The organism is Kitasatospora sp. NPDC085895, assembly GCF_040702125.1.
Lineage (GTDB): Bacteria > Actinomycetota > Actinomycetes > Streptomycetales > Streptomycetaceae > Kitasatospora > Kitasatospora arboriphila.
On sequence record NZ_JBFBJY010000033.1, the window covers coordinates 1 to 19,873 of the forward strand.

Here is a 19,873-nt window from a genome sequence, read left to right on the forward strand (position 1 = left end):
GCCGTATCGGCCTCGTACTGGACGTACTCGGGCGATGCGGCGGTGCGTCCGGTCGGGAGATCCGGCGTCGCGCGCGCGGCGGGAATCGTCAGACAAGCCCTACGCCACGCGGCCGACCACGGCGGCACGGGAACGGCGGGAACGGCGGGGACGGCGGGGACGGGGGAAGCGGGCTGCGTCACCGTGACCCCGCCGTACCCGCCCTGCCTTCCCGGACCGGGCCCGGTCGTTACCCTCCGGTGCGGCCGGCGTGCCGTCGAACGCCGCCGTCGGACCGGGCCGGGCGCAGCGGAGCGGGTGGTCACGAGGGATCGGACCACCGGGGGGACGGGGTACGCCTCCGTCTCACGGCCGGCGGCCCGACGGGGGACGGGGGTCGGGCCCGGAGGGATGCGGCCCCGTACCTGCGTGGACCGGCCGGCGGGCACGTGTGGCCCTGCTCCGGCCACGGCGGGGTGGCGGGGCAACGCGTCCCATCGCCTCGGCCAGCCTCCGCAGGAGGGTCTCGTCGGCAACGGCCTCCAGCACCGCCAGAAGCACATCCAGCATGAAGCCGTCCCCGGCGGCCACCGCCCGGCAGATCCGTTCCACCAGGTCCTGCGGCCCCGGACCGTGCCCACGGGTGGAAGTCATCCCGTTCCCCCCGGTGTGGTCCGCCGCCCCCGGCGTCCCGGACCGGCCCGGGAAGGCGGTGCCCGACGGCGGACCGTCGGTCACGGCCGACCGGTCGGGGGCGGTGGTGCGCTTCACGCCGGTCATCGGTACTCCTCCTCCGCCTCCGCCTGTCGCACACGTGGCCGTGGCACCCCTGCTTCGTCGCCGGCGCGCCTTCGGATGGCGCCACGCGGTCCTGCGCGGCGAAACGGTCCGCGCCGGACGGCATCTACCCTGAGGTATGGCTCGCATCGTGCTGACCCGCCGGTCCCCGCTCACTCCGGCGGTCTGTTGGGAGCGCCTGACCGACTGGCCCCGGCACGGTGACCGGGTGCCGTTCACGGAGGTCTCCGTCGTCCACGGCTCGGGCCGGCAGGCCGGCGACACGATCCTGGCCCGAACGGCCGTGGGACCGGTGACGTTCGACGACCCGATGGAGATCGTCGCGCTGGAGTCTCCGGGGCCCGGCCGGCCGGGGTTCTGCCGCTTGGAGAAGCGCGGACACGTGGTGCGCGGATGGGCCGAACTCGGCGTCCGGCGGACGCCCGGGGACAGCGGCACCGACGTGACCTGGGCCGAGGAACTCACGATCGCCGCACTCCCCGGCGCCCTCGAAGCGGTCGTCGCTCCGGTGGGGCGGGTGGTCTTCGGCCGTGTGCTGAACCACCTGCTCAGCCCGACGGAAGACGGCCGCAGAAGGCATCCCGCCCACCCGTAGGAGCCGAGGGGCGCGAGATCGCCCACCGCCTCGGCCCTCCGGGTGACCGACGGGCCGATCATCCGGCGGATCCGGGCGGGCCGACCCGGCGAGCCGCCCCACCGGCGTCCCCCGGCACCGCGGCCGGCGGAGGAGGTCGTCCTGCGCGACCGTGCTGGGCGTGGTGCCGCCGGACCCGCCCACGCCGGTTCCGTCGAGGGCGATGACGCACCGCCCCCGGGCCGGGGTGTCGGTCCACTCCTGCACCCGGGACGGTGTCACCGTGGTGCGCCACCTCGTCCGACACTCCGTCAGGACCCGTCGGTCCGGGCCGATCCGTGGTCCGGCCTTGTCCCGACTCGTTTGCCCGCAGACTCCGAACCGCCGGGAATACGGCCGCATGACGCCCCGCACCACATGCTCGAGCGGCTCACCGTCCAGCGCCTCTTCGACCCGCTTCCCGCGGCCCGCCGTGCCGGTGTCGATCAGGGCCGACCCGTCCCGGTCCCGTCGCAGGCGGGCCGGACCCACCGCGAAGCGGAGCGTGCGCGGCCCCGGCACCACCTCGGCCGCGTTCACGCGTCCCCCGTCCGCGTCCCGCGGCCTTGCGCCGGGCCTGCGTCCACCAGGTCCGCGTCCGCTGACGGCCCACGCCTGCGGCAGCGATGCAGGACCGCTGCGACTGTGCCCGGAATGCCACGGCACCGAGAGTGGGATGCGCCGCCTCCGGGTCGGGCACGTTACGGCCCTGGTCGGAGGATCGGGGTCGGCGTACCGGGGAGGCGCCGAGAACACCGCGTCCGGTCCGTTCGACCGCCGCACGATGGAGGTGCCGCGATGCGAGCCGCAGGACTTTGCCGGGCGCTGCGCGCCGCCCCCTCGTCGAGGCCGTCCACGGCCCTGCCGGACGACGCTGCCTTCTGCCGCGAGGTGACGGACGCGATGGCCGGCTCCCTGCGGCCCGAACGCCACGGCGAGGACGGTGCGACCGCCGTGCAGCCGTTCACGGACTCCCTGGTGACGGGCGGGAAGCGGATGCGGGCGCGACTGCTGCGACACGCCTGGCTCGCCTGCCGGCGGCGGGGACGGAGCGCGGACACCCACCCCCGGGTGGTCGAGCTGGCCGCCGCCCTCGAGCTGATCCAGGCCTGTGCGGTCGTCCACGACGACGTCATGGACGCGTCCGCGCTGCGGCGCGGCGGGCCTGCGCTGCACGCCTCCGCGAGTGCGCAGCACCGCGCGGGCGGGTGGAGCGGCAGCAGCGACCGCTACGGGATCTCCATGGCGATCCTGGCGGGCGATCTTGCGCTGGCCCGCGCGGACGACCTGGCCGCCGCCGTGGCCCGGGAGATCGGAGGGCGCGGAGGAGCGGTGCTGGAGACCTGGCGGCGCATGCGGGCCGACATGGTGGCGGGCCAGGCGCTCGAACTGCGGCTCCAGGCGGAGCAGTGCGGATCGTCCGAACTGGCTCTCACCGTGGCGTCGTTGAAGAGCGGCGGCTACAGCGTGCAGCGGCCGCTCGAACTGGGCGCCGACCTCGCGGGGGCGACGCGCGGCCGGAAGGCCGCGCTGAGCGGGTTCGGGCAGCGCGTCGGGCTGGCGTTCCAGCTGGCCGACGACCTGCGGGACCTGTTCGGCGACGCGGCGGAGCTCGGCAAGGACCCCGGCGGTGACATCGCGGAGGGGAAGCGGACCTACCTGGTCCTGCGGGCCCTGGAGACCGCGGCGGCACGCGGCATGCGGCACGAGGAGGAGCTGATCCGCTCGGCCCTGGCGTCGGGCCGCGCCGACGGCGCCGTCGTCGAGCGGGTACGGGCCGCCGTGTCGGAGACCGGCGCCGACCACGAGGTGTGCGCCCTGGTGGCACGGCTCCGCGACGAGGCGTGCGGGTTCCTGTCCGCGGAGCGCTTCGACGACTGCGCGCGCGGCCGGCTGCTGGCCGTCGCCCGGCGGCTCACGGCGGTACCGCAGGCGCTCGGCCCCCGGCCGGCGCACGCGGCCGCCGCTCCCCCGCTCTGACGCATCAGGTCCGGAAGGGACAGCGCGATGAAGACCGTCAAGACCGTCACGGGCAGGACGGACCACGTGGTGGTGGTCGGTGCGGGCCTCGCGGGCCTCTCCTGCGCCCTCCACCTGCTCGGCGCGGGCCGGCGCGTCACCGTGCTCGAACGCGGCACGCAGCCCGGCGGCCGTGCGGGCGTCCTGCGGAGCGGGGGCTACCGCATCGACACCGGGCCGACCGTCCTGACCATGCCGGACCTGCTCGACGAGGCCCTCGCCGCCGGGGGGAGCTCACTGCGCGAGCGGCTCGACCTGGTCCGGCTCGATCCCGCCTACCGGGCGGAGTTCGCCGACGGGACGGCGATCGACGTCCACAGCGACCCTGACCGGATGGAGGCCCAGATCCGGTCCGTCGCCGGCCCGGCGGAGGCGGCCGGCTACCGGCGGTTGCGGTCGTGGCTGGAGAAGGTGTACCGGGCGCAGATGCACTCGTTCATCGACGCCAACTTCGACTCGCCCCTCGGCCTGCTGGGCGCCGACCTGGCCCGGCTGGCCGCCCTCGGCGGCTTCGGCCGGCTCGGCCCGAGGATCGGGTCGTTCCTGCACGACGACCGGCTGCGGCGGATCTTCTCCTTCCAGTCGCTGTACGCCGGTGTGGCACCGGCCCGGGCGCTCGCGGCCTACGCCGTCATCGCGTACATGGACACGGTGGCCGGGGTCTGGTTCCCGCGCGGGGGGATGCACGCGGTGCCGCGTGCGCTCGCGTCCGCGGCGGCGCAGGCCGGCGCCGGGCTGCGGTACGGGCGGGCGGTGGTGTCGCTGGAGCGCGGCCCGTCCGGCCGGGTCGTCGCGGTGCGGACGGCCGACGGCGGTAGGACTCCCTGCGACGCGGTGGTGATCACCGCCGACCTGCCGGCGGCGCACCGGCTGCTGGGCCGCCGGCCGCGCAGGGCCGTTCCGCTGCGCTGGTCGCCGTCCGCGTTCCTGCTGCACCTCGGCACCGACCGGCGGTGGGACCGGTTGACCCACCACACGCTGTCCTTCGGCGCTGCCTGGGAGTCCACGTTCACCGAGCTCACGCGCAGCGGACGGGTGATGAGCGATCCGTCCCTGCTGGTGACCAATCCGACGGCCACCGACCCGGCGCTCGCACCCCCGGGCCGGCACCTGCACCACGTGCTCGCGCCCTGCCCCAACCTGCAGACGGGACCGATCGACTGGGCGCGGACGGCCCCGGCCTACCGCGACAGCCTCCTCCGGGAGCTGGAGCGCCGGGGACTGGAGGGGCTCGGGGACGCTGTCGTGTTCGAGCGGGTGGTCACGCCCGCGGACTGGCTGGCGCAGGGGCACGGCGCGGGCACGCCGTTCTCGGCGGCGCACACCCTCGCCCAGACCGGGCCGTTCCGGCCGCGCAACCTGGTGCCCGGCGAGGAGAACGTCGTCCTGGCCGGGTGCGGCACGACACCGGGCGTGGGGGTGCCCACCGTCCTGGTCTCGGGCAAGCTCGCCGCCGCCCGGATCACCGGCGGCACCCGGGCCACCGGCGCCCGTACGCTCCCAGGGGACGCCGGGCGGGGCGTCCGGAGCGGGGCGAGGCCATGAGGTCGCGCGAGCCCGTTCCGGCGGGTGTCCGTGAGCCGGCCGTGCGCGAGGCGTACCGGTACTGCCGGGCGATCAACGCACGGTACGGCCGTACCTACTTCCTGGCCACCCGCATGCTCACGCCCGACCGCCGGCCCGCCGTGCACGCCCTGTACGGGTTCGCCCGGTGGGCGGACGAGATCGTGGACGACCGGACGCGGCGGGTACCCGTGGAACAGCGGGCCGCGGCGCTGCAGCGGCTGGAGGACGACCTGCGCGCGGCGGTGGCGACGGGGTGGAGCGGGCAGCCGGTGTGCCTGGCCGTCGCGGACACGGCACGCCGCTACCGCATCCCGTACCGACACTTCGCGGACTTCCTCGCCGCCATGCGCCAGGACCTCGCCACCACCGACTACGCGAGCTTCGCCGACCTGATGGGGTACATGCACGGGTCGGCGGCGGTGATCGGCCTGGAGTGCCTGCCGGTGCTCGGCACGGTCACCGACCCCCGGACGGCCGCGCCGCACGCGGCGGGGCTGGGGGTGGCGTTCCAGGTGACCAACTTCATCCGCGACGTGGGCGAGGACCTCGACCGCGGGCGGATCTACCTGCCCGCCGACCAGCTCGCCGCCCACGGTGTCGACCGGGAGCTGCTGGTCTGGTGCCGGCGCACCGGCCGGGGCGACACCCGGGTCGTCGCGGCACTGCGGGAGCAGATCGCCCACGCCCGGGGGCTCTACCGGTGGGCGGCGCTGGGGGTGCCGATGCTGGCCGACGAGTCCCGGCCGTGCGTCCGGACGGCGCTGGTGCTGTACCGCGGGATCCTCGACGAGATCGAGCGGGCCGGTCCGACGGCGGTCCTCCACCGGCGGGTGTCGGTCCCCACCCGCCGGCGTGCCCGGGTGGCGGCCGCAGGGGTCTACGGGGCGATGGCCGCCCGCCTGGCGCACGGAGGTGGTGCCGCATGAGCGGCCGACGGCGGACGGCCCGGAGCCTTCCCTTGCGGCGGGTACGCCGACAGCGGTGGCTGGACCAGGAGCCCACGTGGAAGGAGGCCGGCGTCGCGACGATCGAGGCCGCGGCCGACCGCGCCGCCCGGCGGCCGACCGGCAACTGGTACGTCGTCGGCTCCTCGGGGGCGGTCCGTCCGGGCCGGGCCGTCCCCCGCCGGGTCGCCGGCCGGGAGCTCGTGGTGTGGCGCGCTCCCGCGGGCGACGTCCACGCGGGACCGGGTGGCTGCCCCCACCTCGGCGCCCCGCTGTGCGACGCTCCCGTCGACGGGCACGACCTGGTGTGCCGGTGGCACGGGATGCGACTCGGCCCCGCCGGCAGCCCGGCGTGGCCGACGAACCCGTGTCACGACGACGGGGTGCTGCTGTGGGTGCGGCTGGACGACCTGGGCGGCGAGGAGGCCACGAAGGCTCCCCCGGCCGGGCACCGCCCGGACCCGCGGACGGCACTGACCGCGGTGGTCTCGCTGGCGGGCAGGTGCGAGCCGCGGGACGTGGTCGCCAACCGGCTCGACCCCTGGCACGGCGCCTGGTTCCACCCGTACTCCTTCGGCGCCCTGACCGTCCTGGAGAGCCCTCCGGCGACGCTCCCCGTGACGGAGCCCGCCGACGCGGACCGCTTCCTCGTCCGGGTGGACTTCCGGCTGGGACGGCAGCTGGCCGTACCGGTCACCGCTGCCTTCACGGCCCCGGGGCCGCGCACGGTGGTCATGGAGATCGTCGAGGGCGAAGGCGTCGGGAGCGTGGTCGAGACGCACGCCACGCCCGTGTCCGGCCCCGGCGAACCGGCCCGCACGATCGTCACCGAGGCGGTCGTCGCGGCCTCCGCCCGGCGCGGCTTCGCGGTGGCGCGCGCGCTCGCACCGCTGGTGCGGCCCGCCGTCCGCAGGGGCTCGGCCCGGCTGTGGCGCGACGACCTCGCCTACGCCGAGCGGCGTCACGCACTGCGGACCCGGCAGGGGGGCACGGAAGCGTGAGGACCGTCGACATCGCCGTCATCGGCGCCGGCGCGGCCGGGCTGGCGTTCGCCCACCACCTGTGCGCGGGGCCGGGCGGACCGAGCGTGGTCCTCGTCGAACCGGACACCGGCGACCCGCGCCGGCCGGCACCCCGGACCTGGTGCTACTGGGAGGACGGGCACGGCGCCTTCGACGACCTCCTGACCGCCAGCTGGGCGTCGGTGGACGTCTGCTCCGGTGACGGAGTGCGCTCCCGGCACCCCCTAGGGCCGGCGCGGTACAAGATGCTGGGTTCGGAGGTCCTGGCCGGGGCCGTCGAGGAGCGGCTCGCCCGGACCCCGGGCAGCGGGCGCCTCGTCGGAGCCGTCTCGCACGTGCGCGCGGGGCCGGCGGGTGCCCGTCTCACCCTCGAAGGCGACAGGACGGCGCTGCGCGCAGGGTGGGTGTTCGACTCGCGTCCGCGGCCGCCCGTCCGGGCTCCCCGCACCGCGCTGGTGCAGCACTTCCGCGGCTGGACCGTGCGCACCGAGCAACCGGCCTTCGACCCCGCCGCTCCCCTGCTCATAGACTTCCGGGTGCCGCAACCGGACACGGGCCTGGCCTTCGGGTACGTCCTCCCGACCGACAGCCGTCGCGCCCTCGTCGAATACACCGTCTTCGGCCGCGAGCCGTGGCCGGAGGACGCCTACGACCTCCCCCTCACCGGCTACCTGCACGACGTCCTCGGCGTGCGCGCACACCGCGTCGAGGCGGTGGAGGCCGGGACGGTGCCGATGACCGACGCGCGGCACCTCCGCGTCGAGGGGCCCCGGCACTTCCGCATCGGCGCGGCCGGCGGCGCCGTCCGCCCCTCCACCGGCTACAGCTTCGCCGCCAGCCAGCGCCAGGCCCGCGCCGCCGCCCGCGCCGTCCTGGCCGGCCGCCCTCCGACGCCGCCGCGGCCCTACCCCCGGCGGCACCTGCTCATGGACGCCGTCCTGCTCCGCGCGCTCGACCGGGGCCGGATCGGACCGGACTTCTTCACCGGCCTCTTCCGGTCCAACGGCACCGGCGACGTGCTGCGGTTCCTGGACGGCACCTCGACCCCCGCCCAGGAGCTCGCCATCGGCCTGCGCAGTCCGCTCCGGGCGATGCTGCGCAGCTCGCTCGACACCGCCCGCCCCCGCCTCCGCGGCCCGGCCACCCCGGAGCCCCCATGACCGTCCTCCACGGCACCGACCTGGCCGCCGCCTTCGACCGGTCCGCCGCCGCCTACGACCGGCTCACCGCCCTGAGCCCCGGCTACCACCGCCAACTCGCCTCCGCGGCCGCCCTGCTGAGGCCGGCCACCGGTCGTCCGGACCGGGTCCTCGACCTCGGCTGCGGCACGGGAGCGTCGACCCGCGCCGTCCTCGCCGCGGTCCCGGAGGCCACCGTCACCGCGGCCGACGCCTCCACCGGCATGCTGCAGCGGGCACGCGCCAAACCGTGGCCGGTCGCGGTCGGCTTCGTCCACGCCCGGGCCGAGCACCTCGGCACCCCGCCCCTCCGCGGCCCCTACGACGCGGTCCTCTCCTGCTACCTGCTGCGGAACACCGCGGATCCGGACGGCGTGCTGGCCGGCATCCGCCGCGTCCTGCGCCCGGGCGGCCGCCTGGTCGTGCACGACTACACCCTGCGCGGCAGACGCGTCGACACGGTGGCCTGGAACGCGCTGTGCTACGGGATCGTCATCCCCCTCGGCGCCCTCGGGCCCGGCGGTCCGCGACTGTACCGGCACCTGCGCCGCAGCGTCATCGGCTTCGACCCGGTCGGCGTCCTGGCCGCCCGGATCGCAGCGGCGGGGTTCACCGGCGTGCGCGTCCACCCGGCCCGGGGCTGGCAGGCAGGACTCGTCCACACCCTCACCGCCGACCGTCCGGAGGACCGGCCGTGAACCGCCCTCTCCCACCGGGCGCCCGCGACCGCCGCGCCGTGCTGTGGCCCGCCCACCCGGGAGCGCCGTGCGCGGCTTCGCCGGCGCCCCGCGCAGCCGTGGTCGGCAGCGGGATCGCCGGCCTGTCCGCCGCCACCGCACTGGCCGAACGCGGCATCGGCGTCGACCTCTACGAGCGGCACCCGCACCTCGGCGGGAGGCTCGCGGGCTGGCCCACCCGGCTCGCGGACGGCACCGGCGTCACGATGAACCGCGGCTTCCACGCCTTCTTCCGCCAGTACTACAACCTCCGGGCGCTGCTCAGGCGCATCGACCCCTCCCTCGGTTTCCTGAAGGCCCTGCCCGACTATCCGCTGCGGCACCGGACGGCCGGCACCGACGGCTTCGCGGGGCTGCCCCGGACACCTCCGTGGAACGCGCTGGCCTTCGCCCTGCGCAGCCCCGCCTTCGGCCTCCGGGACATGGCGCGGATCGACGCCCGGGCGGCCCGGCAGCTGGCCGGCGTCACCGTTGCGACCGTGTACGACGCCCTCGACCACATCAGCGCCGACGACTTCCTGGCCGCCGTCAACTTCCCGCCGCGGGCTCGGCACCTGGCGTTCGACGTCTTCTCCCGGAGCTTCTTCAGCAGCCCGGACGCGCTGTCGGCGGCCGAGCTCGTCCTGATGTTCCACATCTACTTCCTCGGCTCCGCCGAAGGGCTCCTCTTCGACGTCGCCGGCGAGCCCTTCCCGGTGTCGCTGTGGCACCCCCTCGCGGCCCGCCTCGCGGGGTCGGGTGTGCGGATCCACACCGGTGCCGCCGTCGAGGGCGTCCTCCCCCGCCCCGACGGCCGCTTCGAGGTCTCCGCAGCGGGCGGCACCGTCCGCTGCGACGCCGTCGTGCTGGCCACCGACCCGGGCGCCCTGAGCGCTCTGGTCGCCGGCTCGCCCGGCCTCGGCAGCACGGCCTGGCGCTCCACCGTGACCGGCGTCCGCACGGCCCCGCCCTTCCTCGTCAGCAGGCACTGGACCGACACCGCCGCCCGCCCCGACCGGGCCGGGTTCCTCGGCACCGCGGGCTACGGGCCGCTCGACAACGTCAGCGTCGTCGAACGGTGGGAGGGCGAGGCGGCGCGCTGGGCGGCGAAGAGCGGGGGTTCCGTGATCGAGCTCCATGCCTACGCCGTCCCGCACACCGCCGACCGCACGCAGACGGAGCGGGAGCTCGTGGCCCGGTTGCGCCGGCTGTACCCGGAACTCGCGACGGCCGGGATCGTCGACAGCCGGCACGTCTGGCGGTCGGACTGTCCGCAGTTCGCGGTGGGCGGGTACCGGCAGCGCCCCGACATCGGCACCCCGTACGAACGCCTCGTGGTCGCGGGCGACGGTGTCCGCTGCCCTCTGCCGACCGCACTCATGGAACGGGCCGCGACCACCGGGTTCCTCGCCGCCAACAGGCTGCTGCGGTCCTTCGGCCTCCTCGGCCACGACCTGTGGTCCGTGCCGGTACGCGGCCGCAACCCGCTCCTCCGTGCCCTGTCGCGGGCCTGACCGGACGTCACCCGCGGCGAGGCCGCCGTGCTCCGCCGGGTCCTGGACCCTTACGAGCGCGCTCCGCCGACCGGTGCCCGCCGCACCGAACCGCCAACGACACAGAGGGGGTCTTCGCCCGCGGCACCGCCCACGCCCTCGGCTCGGACGACCAAACCGCCGTTCACGTGACCACGCCCCGATGGATGGCCCCCGGGGGTCACGGGGCGTTCGGCAGGGGGACGTCATGTGGATGCTTGCCGTGGTCGCCGGGCCCGCCGCGTCGGGGTGTGTCCCGCCGTGCCCGCCGTGTCCGTCGATCACCGGATACTGCCGGTGCGCCTCGCCTGCGCCTCGGGCCTGCGGGTCGTGTTCGGTGCTGGTCAGCGTGTGGCGCGGGCGGGTGCGAGCTGGTCGAAGCAGTAGTAGACGGCGAGGAGCGCATGGGTGGCGAGCATCGCGACCGGGCTGACGTAGGCCAGGCCGACGGTGGCGAGGTAGCCGAGCCCGCCGATGCCGAAGCGACGCAGCGCGGCGCGCAGTGCCTCCGGCGGGATGGGCCGGTGCAGCAGCCGGGCGTCCCGGGTGAAGGCGAGGAAGAGCAGTGAGAAGGCGATGCCCATCGCGACCATGGTGCCGGCGTAGATCGCGGCGGCGGTGTGGGCGTCGCTGTCGTCCGCGGTGAGGTACGTGGCGAGCAGCCGTGTGGGGAAGGGGATGACCGAGACGGTGAGCAGCAGGAAGAGGTTGGCGAACAGGGTGCGCCGGTCGACGCGGCGCGCGAGCGCGCACATGGCGTGGTGGTTGATCCAGATGATGCCGATGACGAGGAAGCTGACCAGGTAGGCGAAGTAGGAGGGCCACTGGTGGGCGAGGGCCGCGGTCAGGGACTCGCCGTGGAGGCTGTCGGGTTCGGGCACGTTCAGGTCGAGGACCAGGAGGGTGATGGCGATGGCGAAGACGCCGTCGCTGAACGCTTCGAGGCGGTTGGTGCTGAAGTCCGCTGCCTGCGCCGGTGCGTCGGTCGCGGGCAGGTCGTCGCCGGTCATGGGTTCTCCGAAGCGGACTGGTCCGGGTCGATGGTGATGTCGAGGGGCTGCTCCGCGCGCAGGATTCGCAGGATCACGGGGCCGCTGGTGGTGGGGTTCAGGTCTTCGCAGGTGCGGATTTCGACGGTGTCGCGGTGGGTGAGGAGGTCTCCGGGGCGGATGCCGGCGTGTGCGGCCGGGCCGTCGGGGGTGATTGCGGTGACGAGCAGGCCCGGGTGGTCGCTCAGGCCGACGGCGGTGCGGCGTCGGCGGGCGATGCGGGCGGGTTCGAGGGTCATGCCCCACAGCCGGGTGGCGTGGGGCCCGGTGTGTTCGAAGGAGGTGAGGAGTTTGCGGAGCAGTGCGGCGAGTCGGGTCTGCTCGTCGGGGGTGAGGGCGGAAAGGAGGAGTTCTTCGCCGGCGAGGTGCAGGGGTGCGATCCGGTCGAACAGCTCCAGGCCTTTGCCGGTGAGGCGGACGGTGTGGCTGCGCTTGTCGTCGGGGTCGGGTTCGCGGATGACGATGCCGCGCTGTTCGAGGCGGGTGAGGCGCACGCTCACGGTGCCGGAGGTCAGGCCCAGTGCGGCCATGAGCCGTGCTTGGCCGAGTTGGTAGGGGGCGCCGGCGCGGCGCAGGTTGACCAGGGCCTGGAAGTCGGCGGGGGTGAGGTCGAAGCCTGCGAAGACCTCGGCCAGGGCGGTGTCCAGGTGGGTTCGCACGCGGGCCAGGCGTGTGATCACTCCCACCGGGGCCACCGGCAGGTCGGGGCGTTCCCGCCGCCACTGCTCGAGAACGGCGTCGACGCTGTCGTGGATGCCCTTGTCCGTGTCCGCCACCCGTTCAGGATAGAGGAATACTTCCATTGGCAGGATTGCTTGGACTCAAGCAGTATTGCTCGGGGGCCCGTTCCGTTCGGAGGTTCTCGCCATGTCCGACACCACGGCCGGCGTCGCCGCGATCTCGTCCGACCACCACGTGCGGGTCGACTCCCGCACCGACCTGCCGCGGGAGGTCCTGATCGTCGTCGCCAACCCGACCGTCAGCAGCAACAACAACTGGCCCGTGGGCTTCTGGGGCGCCGAGCTCACCCATCCCCACTACGAGCTGACCGAGGCCGGCTTCCGGGTCACCGTCGCCTCCCCGGACGGCGGGAGGGTCGAGATGGACGCCCTCTCGGACCCCCGCGACCCCTCGAAGTGGGCCGCCGAGGACCTGATCACGATGGGCTTCGTCCACACCCCCGAGCTCGCCGCCCTCCTGGCGGACACGCCCGCCCTGGACACCCTCGACCCGGGCCGCTACGAGGCTCTGCTGATCGCGGGCGGCCAGTCGCCGATGTTCACCTTCCGCGACAACAAGACGCTGCACCGGGCCATCCGCACCTTCTGGGACGCCGAGAAGATCGTCGCGGCCTACTGCCACGGCGTCGCGGCCCTCGTCGACTGCACGCTGGCCGACGGCACCCCGCTCGTCGCCGGACGCACCGTCACCGGCTTCTCCAACACCGAGGAGGACTACGGCGACCGTGCGGCAGGCGTCCGGATCATGCCGTGGCGCGCCGAGGACGCCCTGCGCGAGCGCGGCGCCAACTACATCAGCGCCGGCCTGTTCAAGCCCTTCGCCGTCCGCGACGGCCGTCTCGTCACCGGCCAGCAGCAGTACTCCAGCCGCAAGGTCGCCCAGGCGGTCATCGCCGCCATCGGCGCCTGATCCCTCGCCCCGAAGGAGACCAGCCGTGAACGTCGACGGCGTCGCCGACCTCCGTTCCGGGACGGCGGTCTGCTGAGCACCCGTGAACGTGCGGCCGTCAGGTCAGACCGAGCCGGCGGGCGGTCTCCTCACCGCCCTGCATGTGGCCGTGCGCCTTGTCCCCGAGCTCGGCGACGATTCCGGCGACCACGGTCTCCACCACGGCGAGCGTGGGCACCAGGCTGTCGTAGGGCGAGGGGGCCCCGACCTGGCTGGAGAGCACCACCTCCGCCTGGGTGCTCACGGGCGAGAGCCAGGTGTCCGTGAACAGCACGACCCGCCCGCCCGCCTCGCGGACCAGCTCGGCGATGGTGACCTTGTCCTCCTCGTAGCGGCGGTAGTCGAACACGACGAGGACGTCCCGCCGGCCCAGGGAGGACAGCTGAGCCGTCCGCTCCACGGGCCGGTCGGGCAGGATCCTTACCTCGTCGCGCATCTGCATCAGGTGCAGGCCGAGGTACTGGGCGAACAGATGGCTGAAGCGGCCACCGACCAGCGTGATGCGGCGCTTGGGGTCGGCGAGGAGTTGCACGGCCCGCTCCAGGTCGTGCGGGGTGACTTCGGCCAGGGTGCGGTCGACAGCCGAGGTGAACACCTCCCTGCCGTGGGCGAGCAGGCCTGCCGGTCCCGTCCGGTCCACCGAGTCGTCCTCGGTGGGGGCGCCGTAGCCACCCGCCGTGTAGAGGGTGAGCGGGGAGGCGTTCCGCTCGTCGAGCTCCGCGCGCAGCGCCGCCTGGAAGTCCGGGAAGCCCCGGTAGCCGAGTCGGTTGACGAAGCGGATGACCGTGGGGGCGCTGACGTCGGCGCGTTCGGCGAGGGTGGCGATGGTCTCGAATCCGGACGCGGGCCAGCCTGCGAGCAGGACCCGGCCGACCTTCCGCTCGGCGGGGCTGCATTCGCCGAGTCGCTGCCGAATGTCCTCGGCGAGGGTGACGGGGGCCATGGGGGTCCTTTCCCGGTCTGCGGCTCGGAGAGGCCGGCGGTGGCCGGCCGCCCCGTGCGGCCTGGGCGGCGGGAGCTTGATCGTGATCCCCGCAGCCTAGCGAAGTGCCGGGCTGCGGGGAGGTGCTCGGGTGGTTCGGGCGGTCAGTCGGTGGCGGGGGCGATGCGCACGTCGAGGTCGCTGAAGGAGGCGGCCGTGGTGCCGTCGGCACTCCAGGCGCGGCTGTCGCCCCGCTTGCGGAAGGTGATCTCGAAGGCCGGTCCGGTCTCGAAGGTGGTGGCGGTCGCTGTGCGCCGGTCGGCGGCGGTGAGGGCCCGGGCGGTGCCGGAGAAGGAGTAGGGGGTGCCGTCCGGGTCGTCGACGGAGTGGAAGACGTCGTGGTTGGCCGGCACGGTGTTCTGCGGGCTCGGCGTGAGCGGCTTCTTGCCGTCGGCCGGCTCGGTGTGCCAGGTCCGGGCGTCGTACCGGTCGCCGTCGGTGAGGTAGCTGTAGCGGACGCCTTCGATGGTCCACCGACCACCGGTGGTGCCGGTGCGGGCGCGGCGCAGGTCGAACACGGAGACGCCGTGGGTGCCCAGGACGCGCAGGGACTCGTCGGCGGATCCGGCGTGCTCGACCTCGAGGGCGGTGTTCTCGTCGAGGGCGAACACCCGGGTGTGTCCGGTGTCGGCCGCGAGCCGGATCGCACGGCCTTCGCGGCCGTAGGTGCCGGTGTGGGTGTCGATGAGGCCGGAGCCGAAGAAGCCGAAGCCGCCCTCGGGGATGTAGCCGAGACGGCCGGGGTCCTCGAAGTAGCCGGGTGTGCTGCCGTCGCGCAGGGCCGGATAGCTGTCGCCGCCGCTGACCATGTCGGGGCCGGAGGCGATCTGCGCGCCGGCGCTGGAGCCCGCGACCACGGCGCCGGCCCGCAGTTTGGCGCGGATCGCGGCGAGGACCTTGGAGTCGGTGTGGGCGTCACCGTGCAGCAGGCCGGTGATGTAGCGGTACTGGTCGCCTCCGCCGAAGAAGAAGCCGGTCATGGCGTTCACCCGGGCGACCACGGCGTCGGAGTCGGCGGCGTCGACGTGTTCGATGTCGATCGGGATCCACTGGGCGTCGGCCGCTCCGTGGCGCCTGAACAGGTCGGCGTAGTACCTGCCGTTGCACACGGAGTTCGAGCAGCGGTCGGGGTCTGCCGCGTCGGGGTCCTGGCTCTCGGGAACGGAGGCGGCGGTGAGCACGCCGATGCGGGCCCGGCCGGCACCGCCCGCCTTGGTGATGATCTCGTGGTAGATCTCGGTGTTGTCGTCCTTGAGACCTCCGCCCACCAGGATCAGGGTGCCGCCGCCCCGGTGGTCCGGGCGGGCCGGGGTCTGCGGGGCGGCGGAGGCGGTGGGTGCGGCTGCTGCGACGACGGCCAGGGCGGCGGCCGCGGCGATCGCCGCGCGCGGGGGCAGGTGGTGTCGGTTCATCCGGGTTCTCCCGTGGGGGTCGAGGGGGTGGGAACCGTGCGGTTCCGGGTGCGCGCGGCCCGCCGGCTGCGCGCACCCGGTGCCGGCGGCCCGGCCGGCCGGCGGGTGCCGCTGCGTCCGGCCGGGCCTGTCCTTGGGGGCGTGCTCAGGTGCGGCGCAGGCGTTCGATCAGGGATGCCAGCAGGGCGATCCGGCCGGGCACGCCGGCCACGTCGAGCCACTCCTGGGGGGTGTGGTCGGCGCCGCCGACGGGGCCGAGGCCGTCGAGGGTGGGGATGCCGAGGCCGGAGGTGAGGTTGGCGTCGCCGACCCCTCCGGTGGAGGCACCGTCGATGTCCAGGCCGAGTTCGGCGGCGGCCTCCCGGGCGAGGGCCAGGACGGCCTGCGCGGCGGGGGTGTTCTCCATCGGCGGGCACAGGTCGACCTGGTGCACCCGGGCGGTGGTGCCGTCGACGACGGTGCGGGCGGAGGCCTCGCGGATTCCGGCGATCGCGGTGTGCAGCCCGGCGGTGGTCGTGGCGCGGACCTCGATGTGCAGTTCGGCCTCGGGGCAGACGATGTTGGTCCGGGTACCGGCCCGGACCACGCCGACGTTGAGGGTGACACCGGGCCATCGGCCGTTGAGCGCCTGGAGGGCGACGACGAGGTGGGCGGCGGCGAGGGCGGCGTTGGCACCGCGCTCGGGTTCGATGCCCGCGTGCGCCGCGCGGCCGGTGACCGTCACCAGGAGGTCGGCCACGCCCTTGCGTTCGACGACCAGGTCGCCGTTCTCCCGGGCGCACTCGAGCGCGAGGGCGTAGTCGGCTCCGGCCGCGACGCGTTCGGTGATCGGGCGGCTGGCGGGCGAGCCGATCTCCTCGTCCGGGGTGGCGAGGACGATCAGCTCGGCGAACGCGGTCCGCCCCTGCCGGACCAGGAGGTCGGCGGCGGTGATGCCGGCGAGCAGTCCTCCCTTGTCGTCGCTGACGCCGGGGCCGTGGGCCAGGTGGCCGTCGGTGCGGAAGGGTCGGGCCGCGGCCGTGCCGTCCTCGAAGACGGTGTCCATGTGGCCGACGAGTACGATCCGGGCCCCGCCGTCGGCGGCCGGCAGCGTGCCGGCGAGACGGCCGATCAGGACGTCGCCGCACGGTCGGCCGTCGGGCAGACGGGTGGGGATGCGCTCGGTGGTGAAGCCGATGCGGTCCAGCCGATGCTCGACCCAGTCCGCGACCCGGTTCACGCCCGCGGCGCTGTAGGAGCCGGAGTCGAGGGCGACGAGGTCGGCGAGGTCGGCGAGGTAGTCCGGCAGGGCCGCCTCGGCGGCGGCCCGCAGGACGGCGGGGCCGGCCGGTCGGCGGTCCGTGGTGGGCGCCTGCTCGGCGGGGGCGCTCACAGGACCTTGGACAGGAACGCCTTGGTGCGTTCCTGCTCCGGGTCCACCAGGACGGTCCGGGGGTCGCCGGCCTCGACCACGACGCCGTCGTCCATGAACACGGCGGTGTCGCCGACCTCACGGGCGAAGCCGATCTCGTGCGTGACCACGACCATCGTCATGCCGTCGGCGGCGAGGTCCCGCATGACGTCCAGGACGTCGCCGACGAGCTCCGGGTCGAGCGCGGAGGTCGGCTCGTCGAACAGCATCAGTTTCGGCTTCATCGCGAGCGCGCGGGCGATCGCGACGCGCTGCTGCTGGCCGCCGGACAGCTGGGAGGGGTAGTGGCCGGCGCGGTCGCCGAGGCCGACCCGGTCCAGCAGGCGCTGCGCCTCGGCGCGGGCGTCGGCCTTGTTGACGCCGTTCACCCTGACGGGCGCCTCGATGACGTTCTCCAGGGCGGTCATGTGCGGGAAGAGGTTGAAGCGCTGGAAGACCATGCCGATCTCGCGGCGGCGTTCGGCGACCTCGGACTCGCGGAGTTCGTGGAGGCGGGTGCCGGCCTGGCGGTAGCCGACCAGGTCGCCGTCGACGGTGAGGCGGCCGCCGTCGACCTTCTCCAGGTGGTTGATGCAGCGCAGGAACGTGGACTTGCCGGAGCCGGAGGGCCCGAGCAGGCAGCACACCTGGCCGCGTTCGACGGTGAGGTCGATGCCCTTGAGGACGTCGAGCTTCCCGTAGTGCTTGCGCACGCCCTCGGCGTGCACCATGGGCTGGGCCATCGGTTCAGCCCTTCCGTTCGCGGTTGGTGGTGAGGAGGTCGGTGACGCCGACGAACATCCGGCGCAGCGGTGAGACCTGGGCCATGCGGGTGGTGCCGCGGCCGTAGCGGCGCTCCAGCCAGGCCTGGGGGACGGACAGGACGGTGGTCAGCGCGAGGTACCAGAGGGCGGCGACGACGAGCATCGGGATGACCTGGTAGTTCTGGGCGTAGACGTCCTGGATGTTCGACATCAGGTCGTGGGCGGCGATCACCGAGACGTAGGCGGTGGTCTTGAGCATGTTGATGGTCTCGTTGCCCATCGGGGGGATGATGACCCGCATGGCCTGCGGCAGGACGATGCGGCGCATCGTCAGGGCGGGCTTCATGCCGAGGGAGTGGGCGGCCTCGGTCTGGCCCGGGTCGACGGACTGGATGCCGGCGCGGACGATCTCGGAGGCGTAGGCGGCCTCGTTGAGGCCGAGGGCGAGCAGGGCGGCGATCGACGGGGTGAGCAGGCTGTTGGTGTCGAACTGCACGAAGGTGACCGTGGTGAACGGGATGCCGATCATCACGTGCTTGTACAGGGCGGCGGCGTACGCCCAGAAGATGATCTGCACCAGCAGCGGGGTGCCGCGGAAGAGCCAGACGAACAGTGAGGAGAGGGCGTACAGCACGGGGCTGGCGGACAGTCGCATGACGGCGACGAGGGTGCCGAGGGCCAGGCCGATCGCCATGGCTGCGGCGGTGAGCCACAGGGTGGTGACGAGGCCGTCGAAGATGAGGTCGGCGAAGAGGTAGTGGCCGACGACGTCCCAGTGCAGGTTGGGGTTCTTGGCGAGGGAGCCGACGAGTCCGACGAGGGAGAGCAGGGCGAGGGCGGTGGCGGTCCAGCGGCCCCAGTGGCGTACGGGGACGGCGGTGAGTTCGTCGGCGCGCACGGCGGCTTCCTCGGTCCGGGTCGCGGGTGCGGAGGCGGGAGAGGCGGTCATGTCAGTCCACCGCGCCGTTCTTGGTGGCCTGCTTGACGGCGATGGACGCGGCGCCGTACTTGGCGTGGATCGTGGCGAGGGAGCCCTCGTCGATCAGCTGCTGGAGTGCCTTCTGGACGGCGTCGGTGAGCTGCGGCAGGTTCTTGGCGATCGCGATGCCGTTGGGTGAGGCGTTGTAGCCGCCGAGTGCGGCGGGGTCGTCGACGACCTCGAACGCGGCGCCGTCGTCGGCGGTCTTCGCGGTCCATCCGGCGGCGGGCTTGGTGAGGACGTCGGCGACGACCTTGCCGGAGCGCAGGGCGAGCTGGGCGTCGGAGTCCTTGGGGAAGGCCTGGAGGTGGATGGCGTTCCTGCCGAGCTCGCGACACCTCTCCTGGTGCTTCTCGAGGAGCTTCTGCTGGTTGGTGCCGGTCTGGACGGCGACGGAGCGGCCGCACAGGTCGTCGAGGGTGACGATCTTCTGCGGGTTGCCCTTGGCGACCATGACGCCGGTGCCGGAGGCGGAGTAGTCGACGAAGTCGACGACCTGCTCGCGCTCCTTGTTGTCGGTGATGGCGGAGATCGCGGCGTCGTACCTGCCGGCCTGGATGGCGGGGACGATGCCGTCGAACTTCTGGGCCTGGAACTCGAACATGACGCCGAGCTTCGCGGCGAGGGCCCGGCCGAGGTCGAGGTCGAGGCCGGTCATCTCCTTGCTGCCCTCGGAGACGTACATCTCGAACGGGGGGTACGGGATGTCGGTGGCGACGCGGACCCTGCCGGACTTCTTGACCGCTTCCGGCAGCGAGGCGTGCAGGGCGGCGTCGGGGGCGATCGTGACGCCCGCGATCGTGACCGGGGCGGCCGCGGGGGGAGCCGGCTCGCCGCCTCCACCGGTGCAGGCGGACAGGGCGAGGGATCCGCACAGGGTGACGGCCGCCAGCAGGGCCGGTCTGCGGAAGACGAGGGAGTTCACGTCGCTACCTTTCGGGAACCTTGGCGGCGCCCGTGGGGCCGCGCCGCGAGCCATGACGTTACATCCAACGTCGGATGATGAACAGATGTAACACAAGATACAAATGCATAACGGCCCGACCCTCGGGTCGCCGCTGCATCGTTTCCGCACCGCAAGGCCAAGATTTTCCCCGGACTTCCGTTACATCTACCGTCGACCACGCAGGATCTGTATCTTCCGTTCCCGAGCGCCGTTCGGCGCGCCGCCGCTCCCCCGTCGGCGGCCCTCCCCTGCCCCGGGCCGTACGCCCGGGGCAGGCCCCCACATCGCCGGCCCC

Annotated in this window: 17 protein-coding genes; 9 read left to right on the forward strand and 8 right to left on the reverse strand. The window is 74.2% G+C overall.

Annotation, left to right across the window (positions count from 1 at the left end; genetic code table 11):
* The first annotated feature begins 895 nt into the window (after window positions 1-895).
* From AB0442_RS20965 to AB0442_RS21000, 8 genes are all read left to right on the forward strand, one after another.
* Complete coding sequence (locus AB0442_RS20965) at window positions 896-1,372, forward strand: SRPBCC family protein (RefSeq protein WP_366164438.1); 477 nt, start codon at window positions 896-898, stop codon at window positions 1,370-1,372.
* 816 nt (window positions 1,373-2,188) lie between these two features.
* A complete protein-coding gene (locus AB0442_RS20970; RefSeq protein WP_366164439.1) occupies window positions 2,189-3,370 on the forward strand; it encodes a polyprenyl synthetase family protein in 1,182 nt (393 codons plus the stop codon).
* 27 nt (window positions 3,371-3,397) lie between these two features.
* Window positions 3,398-4,954 carry a phytoene desaturase family protein gene (crtI, locus tag AB0442_RS20975; protein WP_366164440.1) on the forward strand — a complete coding sequence of 519 codons (1,557 nt, stop codon included), beginning with the start codon at window positions 3,398-3,400 and terminating at the stop codon, window positions 4,952-4,954.
* Window positions 4,951-5,901: a phytoene/squalene synthase family protein gene (locus AB0442_RS20980; protein ID WP_366164441.1), complete on the forward strand. Its 951-nt coding sequence runs from the start codon at window positions 4,951-4,953 to the stop codon at window positions 5,899-5,901. Before crtI ends, AB0442_RS20980 begins: the two co-directional genes overlap by 4 nt.
* Window positions 5,898-6,920, forward strand: coding sequence for a DUF5914 domain-containing protein (locus AB0442_RS20985; protein WP_366164442.1), 1,023 nt, complete (start codon window positions 5,898-5,900; stop codon window positions 6,918-6,920). Before AB0442_RS20980 ends, AB0442_RS20985 begins: the two co-directional genes overlap by 4 nt.
* Entirely contained in the window at window positions 6,917-8,101 is a 1,185-nt protein-coding gene (locus AB0442_RS20990; RefSeq protein WP_366164443.1) for a lycopene cyclase family protein, read from the forward strand. The genes AB0442_RS20985 and AB0442_RS20990 overlap by 4 nt, the downstream gene beginning before the upstream one ends.
* Window positions 8,098-8,817, forward strand: coding sequence for a methyltransferase domain-containing protein (locus tag AB0442_RS20995; RefSeq protein ID WP_366164444.1), 720 nt, complete (start codon window positions 8,098-8,100; stop codon window positions 8,815-8,817). Before AB0442_RS20990 ends, AB0442_RS20995 begins: the two co-directional genes overlap by 4 nt.
* On the forward strand, window positions 8,814-10,349 hold the full coding sequence (locus tag AB0442_RS21000) for an NAD(P)/FAD-dependent oxidoreductase (protein WP_366164445.1): 1,536 nt from the start codon (window positions 8,814-8,816) through the stop codon (window positions 10,347-10,349). The genes AB0442_RS20995 and AB0442_RS21000 overlap by 4 nt, the downstream gene beginning before the upstream one ends.
* Before the next feature lie 362 nt (window positions 10,350-10,711).
* On the opposite strand, the gene AB0442_RS21005 is transcribed toward AB0442_RS21000, so the two are convergent.
* Together AB0442_RS21005 and AB0442_RS21010 are read right to left on the reverse strand one after the other, a co-directional pair.
* Complete coding sequence (locus tag AB0442_RS21005; protein ID WP_366164446.1) at window positions 10,712-11,377, reverse strand: TMEM175 family protein; 666 nt, start codon at window positions 11,375-11,377, stop codon at window positions 10,712-10,714.
* Window positions 11,374-12,192, reverse strand: a complete 819-nt coding sequence (locus AB0442_RS21010; protein ID WP_366164447.1) for a MarR family transcriptional regulator — start codon at window positions 12,190-12,192, stop codon at window positions 11,374-11,376. Before AB0442_RS21010 ends, AB0442_RS21005 begins: the two co-directional genes overlap by 4 nt.
* 91 nt (window positions 12,193-12,283) lie before the next feature.
* Here AB0442_RS21010 and AB0442_RS21015 point away from each other — a divergent pair, with 91 nt between their 5' ends.
* The gene (locus AB0442_RS21015; protein ID WP_366164448.1) at window positions 12,284-13,066 is read left to right on the forward strand and encodes a type 1 glutamine amidotransferase domain-containing protein; all 783 of its coding nucleotides are present in this window, start codon (window positions 12,284-12,286) and stop codon (window positions 13,064-13,066) included.
* 97 nt (window positions 13,067-13,163) lie between these two features.
* Here the strand turns inward: AB0442_RS21015 and AB0442_RS21020 are convergent, their stop codons facing one another.
* The 6 genes from AB0442_RS21020 to AB0442_RS21045 all read right to left on the reverse strand — a co-directional run bounded on the left by AB0442_RS21020 (window position 13,164) and on the right by AB0442_RS21045 (window position 19,557).
* Window positions 13,164-14,048 (reverse strand): MurR/RpiR family transcriptional regulator, encoded by an 885-nt coding sequence (locus tag AB0442_RS21020; RefSeq protein WP_363547120.1) that lies wholly within the window; start codon window positions 14,046-14,048, stop codon window positions 13,164-13,166.
* A 143-nt stretch (window positions 14,049-14,191) separates the two neighbouring features.
* A complete protein-coding gene (locus AB0442_RS21025; RefSeq protein WP_366164449.1) occupies window positions 14,192-15,499 on the reverse strand; it encodes a cyanophycinase in 1,308 nt (435 codons plus the stop codon).
* A 145-nt stretch (window positions 15,500-15,644) separates the two neighbouring features.
* The gene (locus AB0442_RS21030; RefSeq protein WP_366164450.1) at window positions 15,645-16,871 is read right to left on the reverse strand and encodes a M20/M25/M40 family metallo-hydrolase; all 1,227 of its coding nucleotides are present in this window, start codon (window positions 16,869-16,871) and stop codon (window positions 15,645-15,647) included.
* Complete coding sequence (locus AB0442_RS21035; protein ID WP_363547127.1) at window positions 16,868-17,632, reverse strand: amino acid ABC transporter ATP-binding protein; 765 nt, start codon at window positions 17,630-17,632, stop codon at window positions 16,868-16,870. Before AB0442_RS21035 ends, AB0442_RS21030 begins: the two co-directional genes overlap by 4 nt.
* Window positions 17,633-17,636: 4 nt before the next feature.
* Window positions 17,637-18,602, reverse strand: coding sequence for an amino acid ABC transporter permease (locus tag AB0442_RS21040; protein ID WP_366164451.1), 966 nt, complete (start codon window positions 18,600-18,602; stop codon window positions 17,637-17,639).
* Window position 18,603: 1 nt separating this feature from the next.
* Entirely contained in the window at window positions 18,604-19,557 is a 954-nt protein-coding gene (locus AB0442_RS21045) for an ABC transporter substrate-binding protein (protein WP_366164452.1), read from the reverse strand.
* Window positions 19,558-19,873: the final 316 nt, after the last annotated feature.

Coding starts and splice junctions, on each gene's coding strand:
- AB0442_RS20995 (WP_366164444.1), top strand. CDS start 8,098: ATGACCGTCCTCCACGGCACCGACCTGGCCGCCGCCTTCGACCGGTCC.
- AB0442_RS21035 (WP_363547127.1), bottom strand. CDS start 17,632: ATGGCCCAGCCCATGGTGCACGCCGAGGGCGTGCGCAAGCACTACGGG.
- AB0442_RS21015 (WP_366164448.1), top strand. CDS start 12,284: ATGTCCGACACCACGGCCGGCGTCGCCGCGATCTCGTCCGACCACCAC.
- AB0442_RS21040 (WP_366164451.1), bottom strand. CDS start 18,602: ATGACCGCCTCTCCCGCCTCCGCACCCGCGACCCGGACCGAGGAAGCC.
- AB0442_RS20970 (WP_366164439.1), top strand. CDS start 2,189: ATGCGAGCCGCAGGACTTTGCCGGGCGCTGCGCGCCGCCCCCTCGTCG.
- crtI (WP_366164440.1), top strand. CDS start 3,398: ATGAAGACCGTCAAGACCGTCACGGGCAGGACGGACCACGTGGTGGTG.
- AB0442_RS21005 (WP_366164446.1), bottom strand. CDS start 11,377: ATGACCGGCGACGACCTGCCCGCGACCGACGCACCGGCGCAGGCAGCG.
- AB0442_RS20985 (WP_366164442.1), top strand. CDS start 5,898: ATGAGCGGCCGACGGCGGACGGCCCGGAGCCTTCCCTTGCGGCGGGTA.
- AB0442_RS20980 (WP_366164441.1), top strand. CDS start 4,951: ATGAGGTCGCGCGAGCCCGTTCCGGCGGGTGTCCGTGAGCCGGCCGTG.
- AB0442_RS21020 (WP_363547120.1), bottom strand. CDS start 14,048: ATGGCCCCCGTCACCCTCGCCGAGGACATTCGGCAGCGACTCGGCGAA.
- AB0442_RS20965 (WP_366164438.1), top strand. CDS start 896: ATGGCTCGCATCGTGCTGACCCGCCGGTCCCCGCTCACTCCGGCGGTC.
- AB0442_RS21025 (WP_366164449.1), bottom strand. CDS start 15,499: ATGAACCGACACCACCTGCCCCCGCGCGCGGCGATCGCCGCGGCCGCC.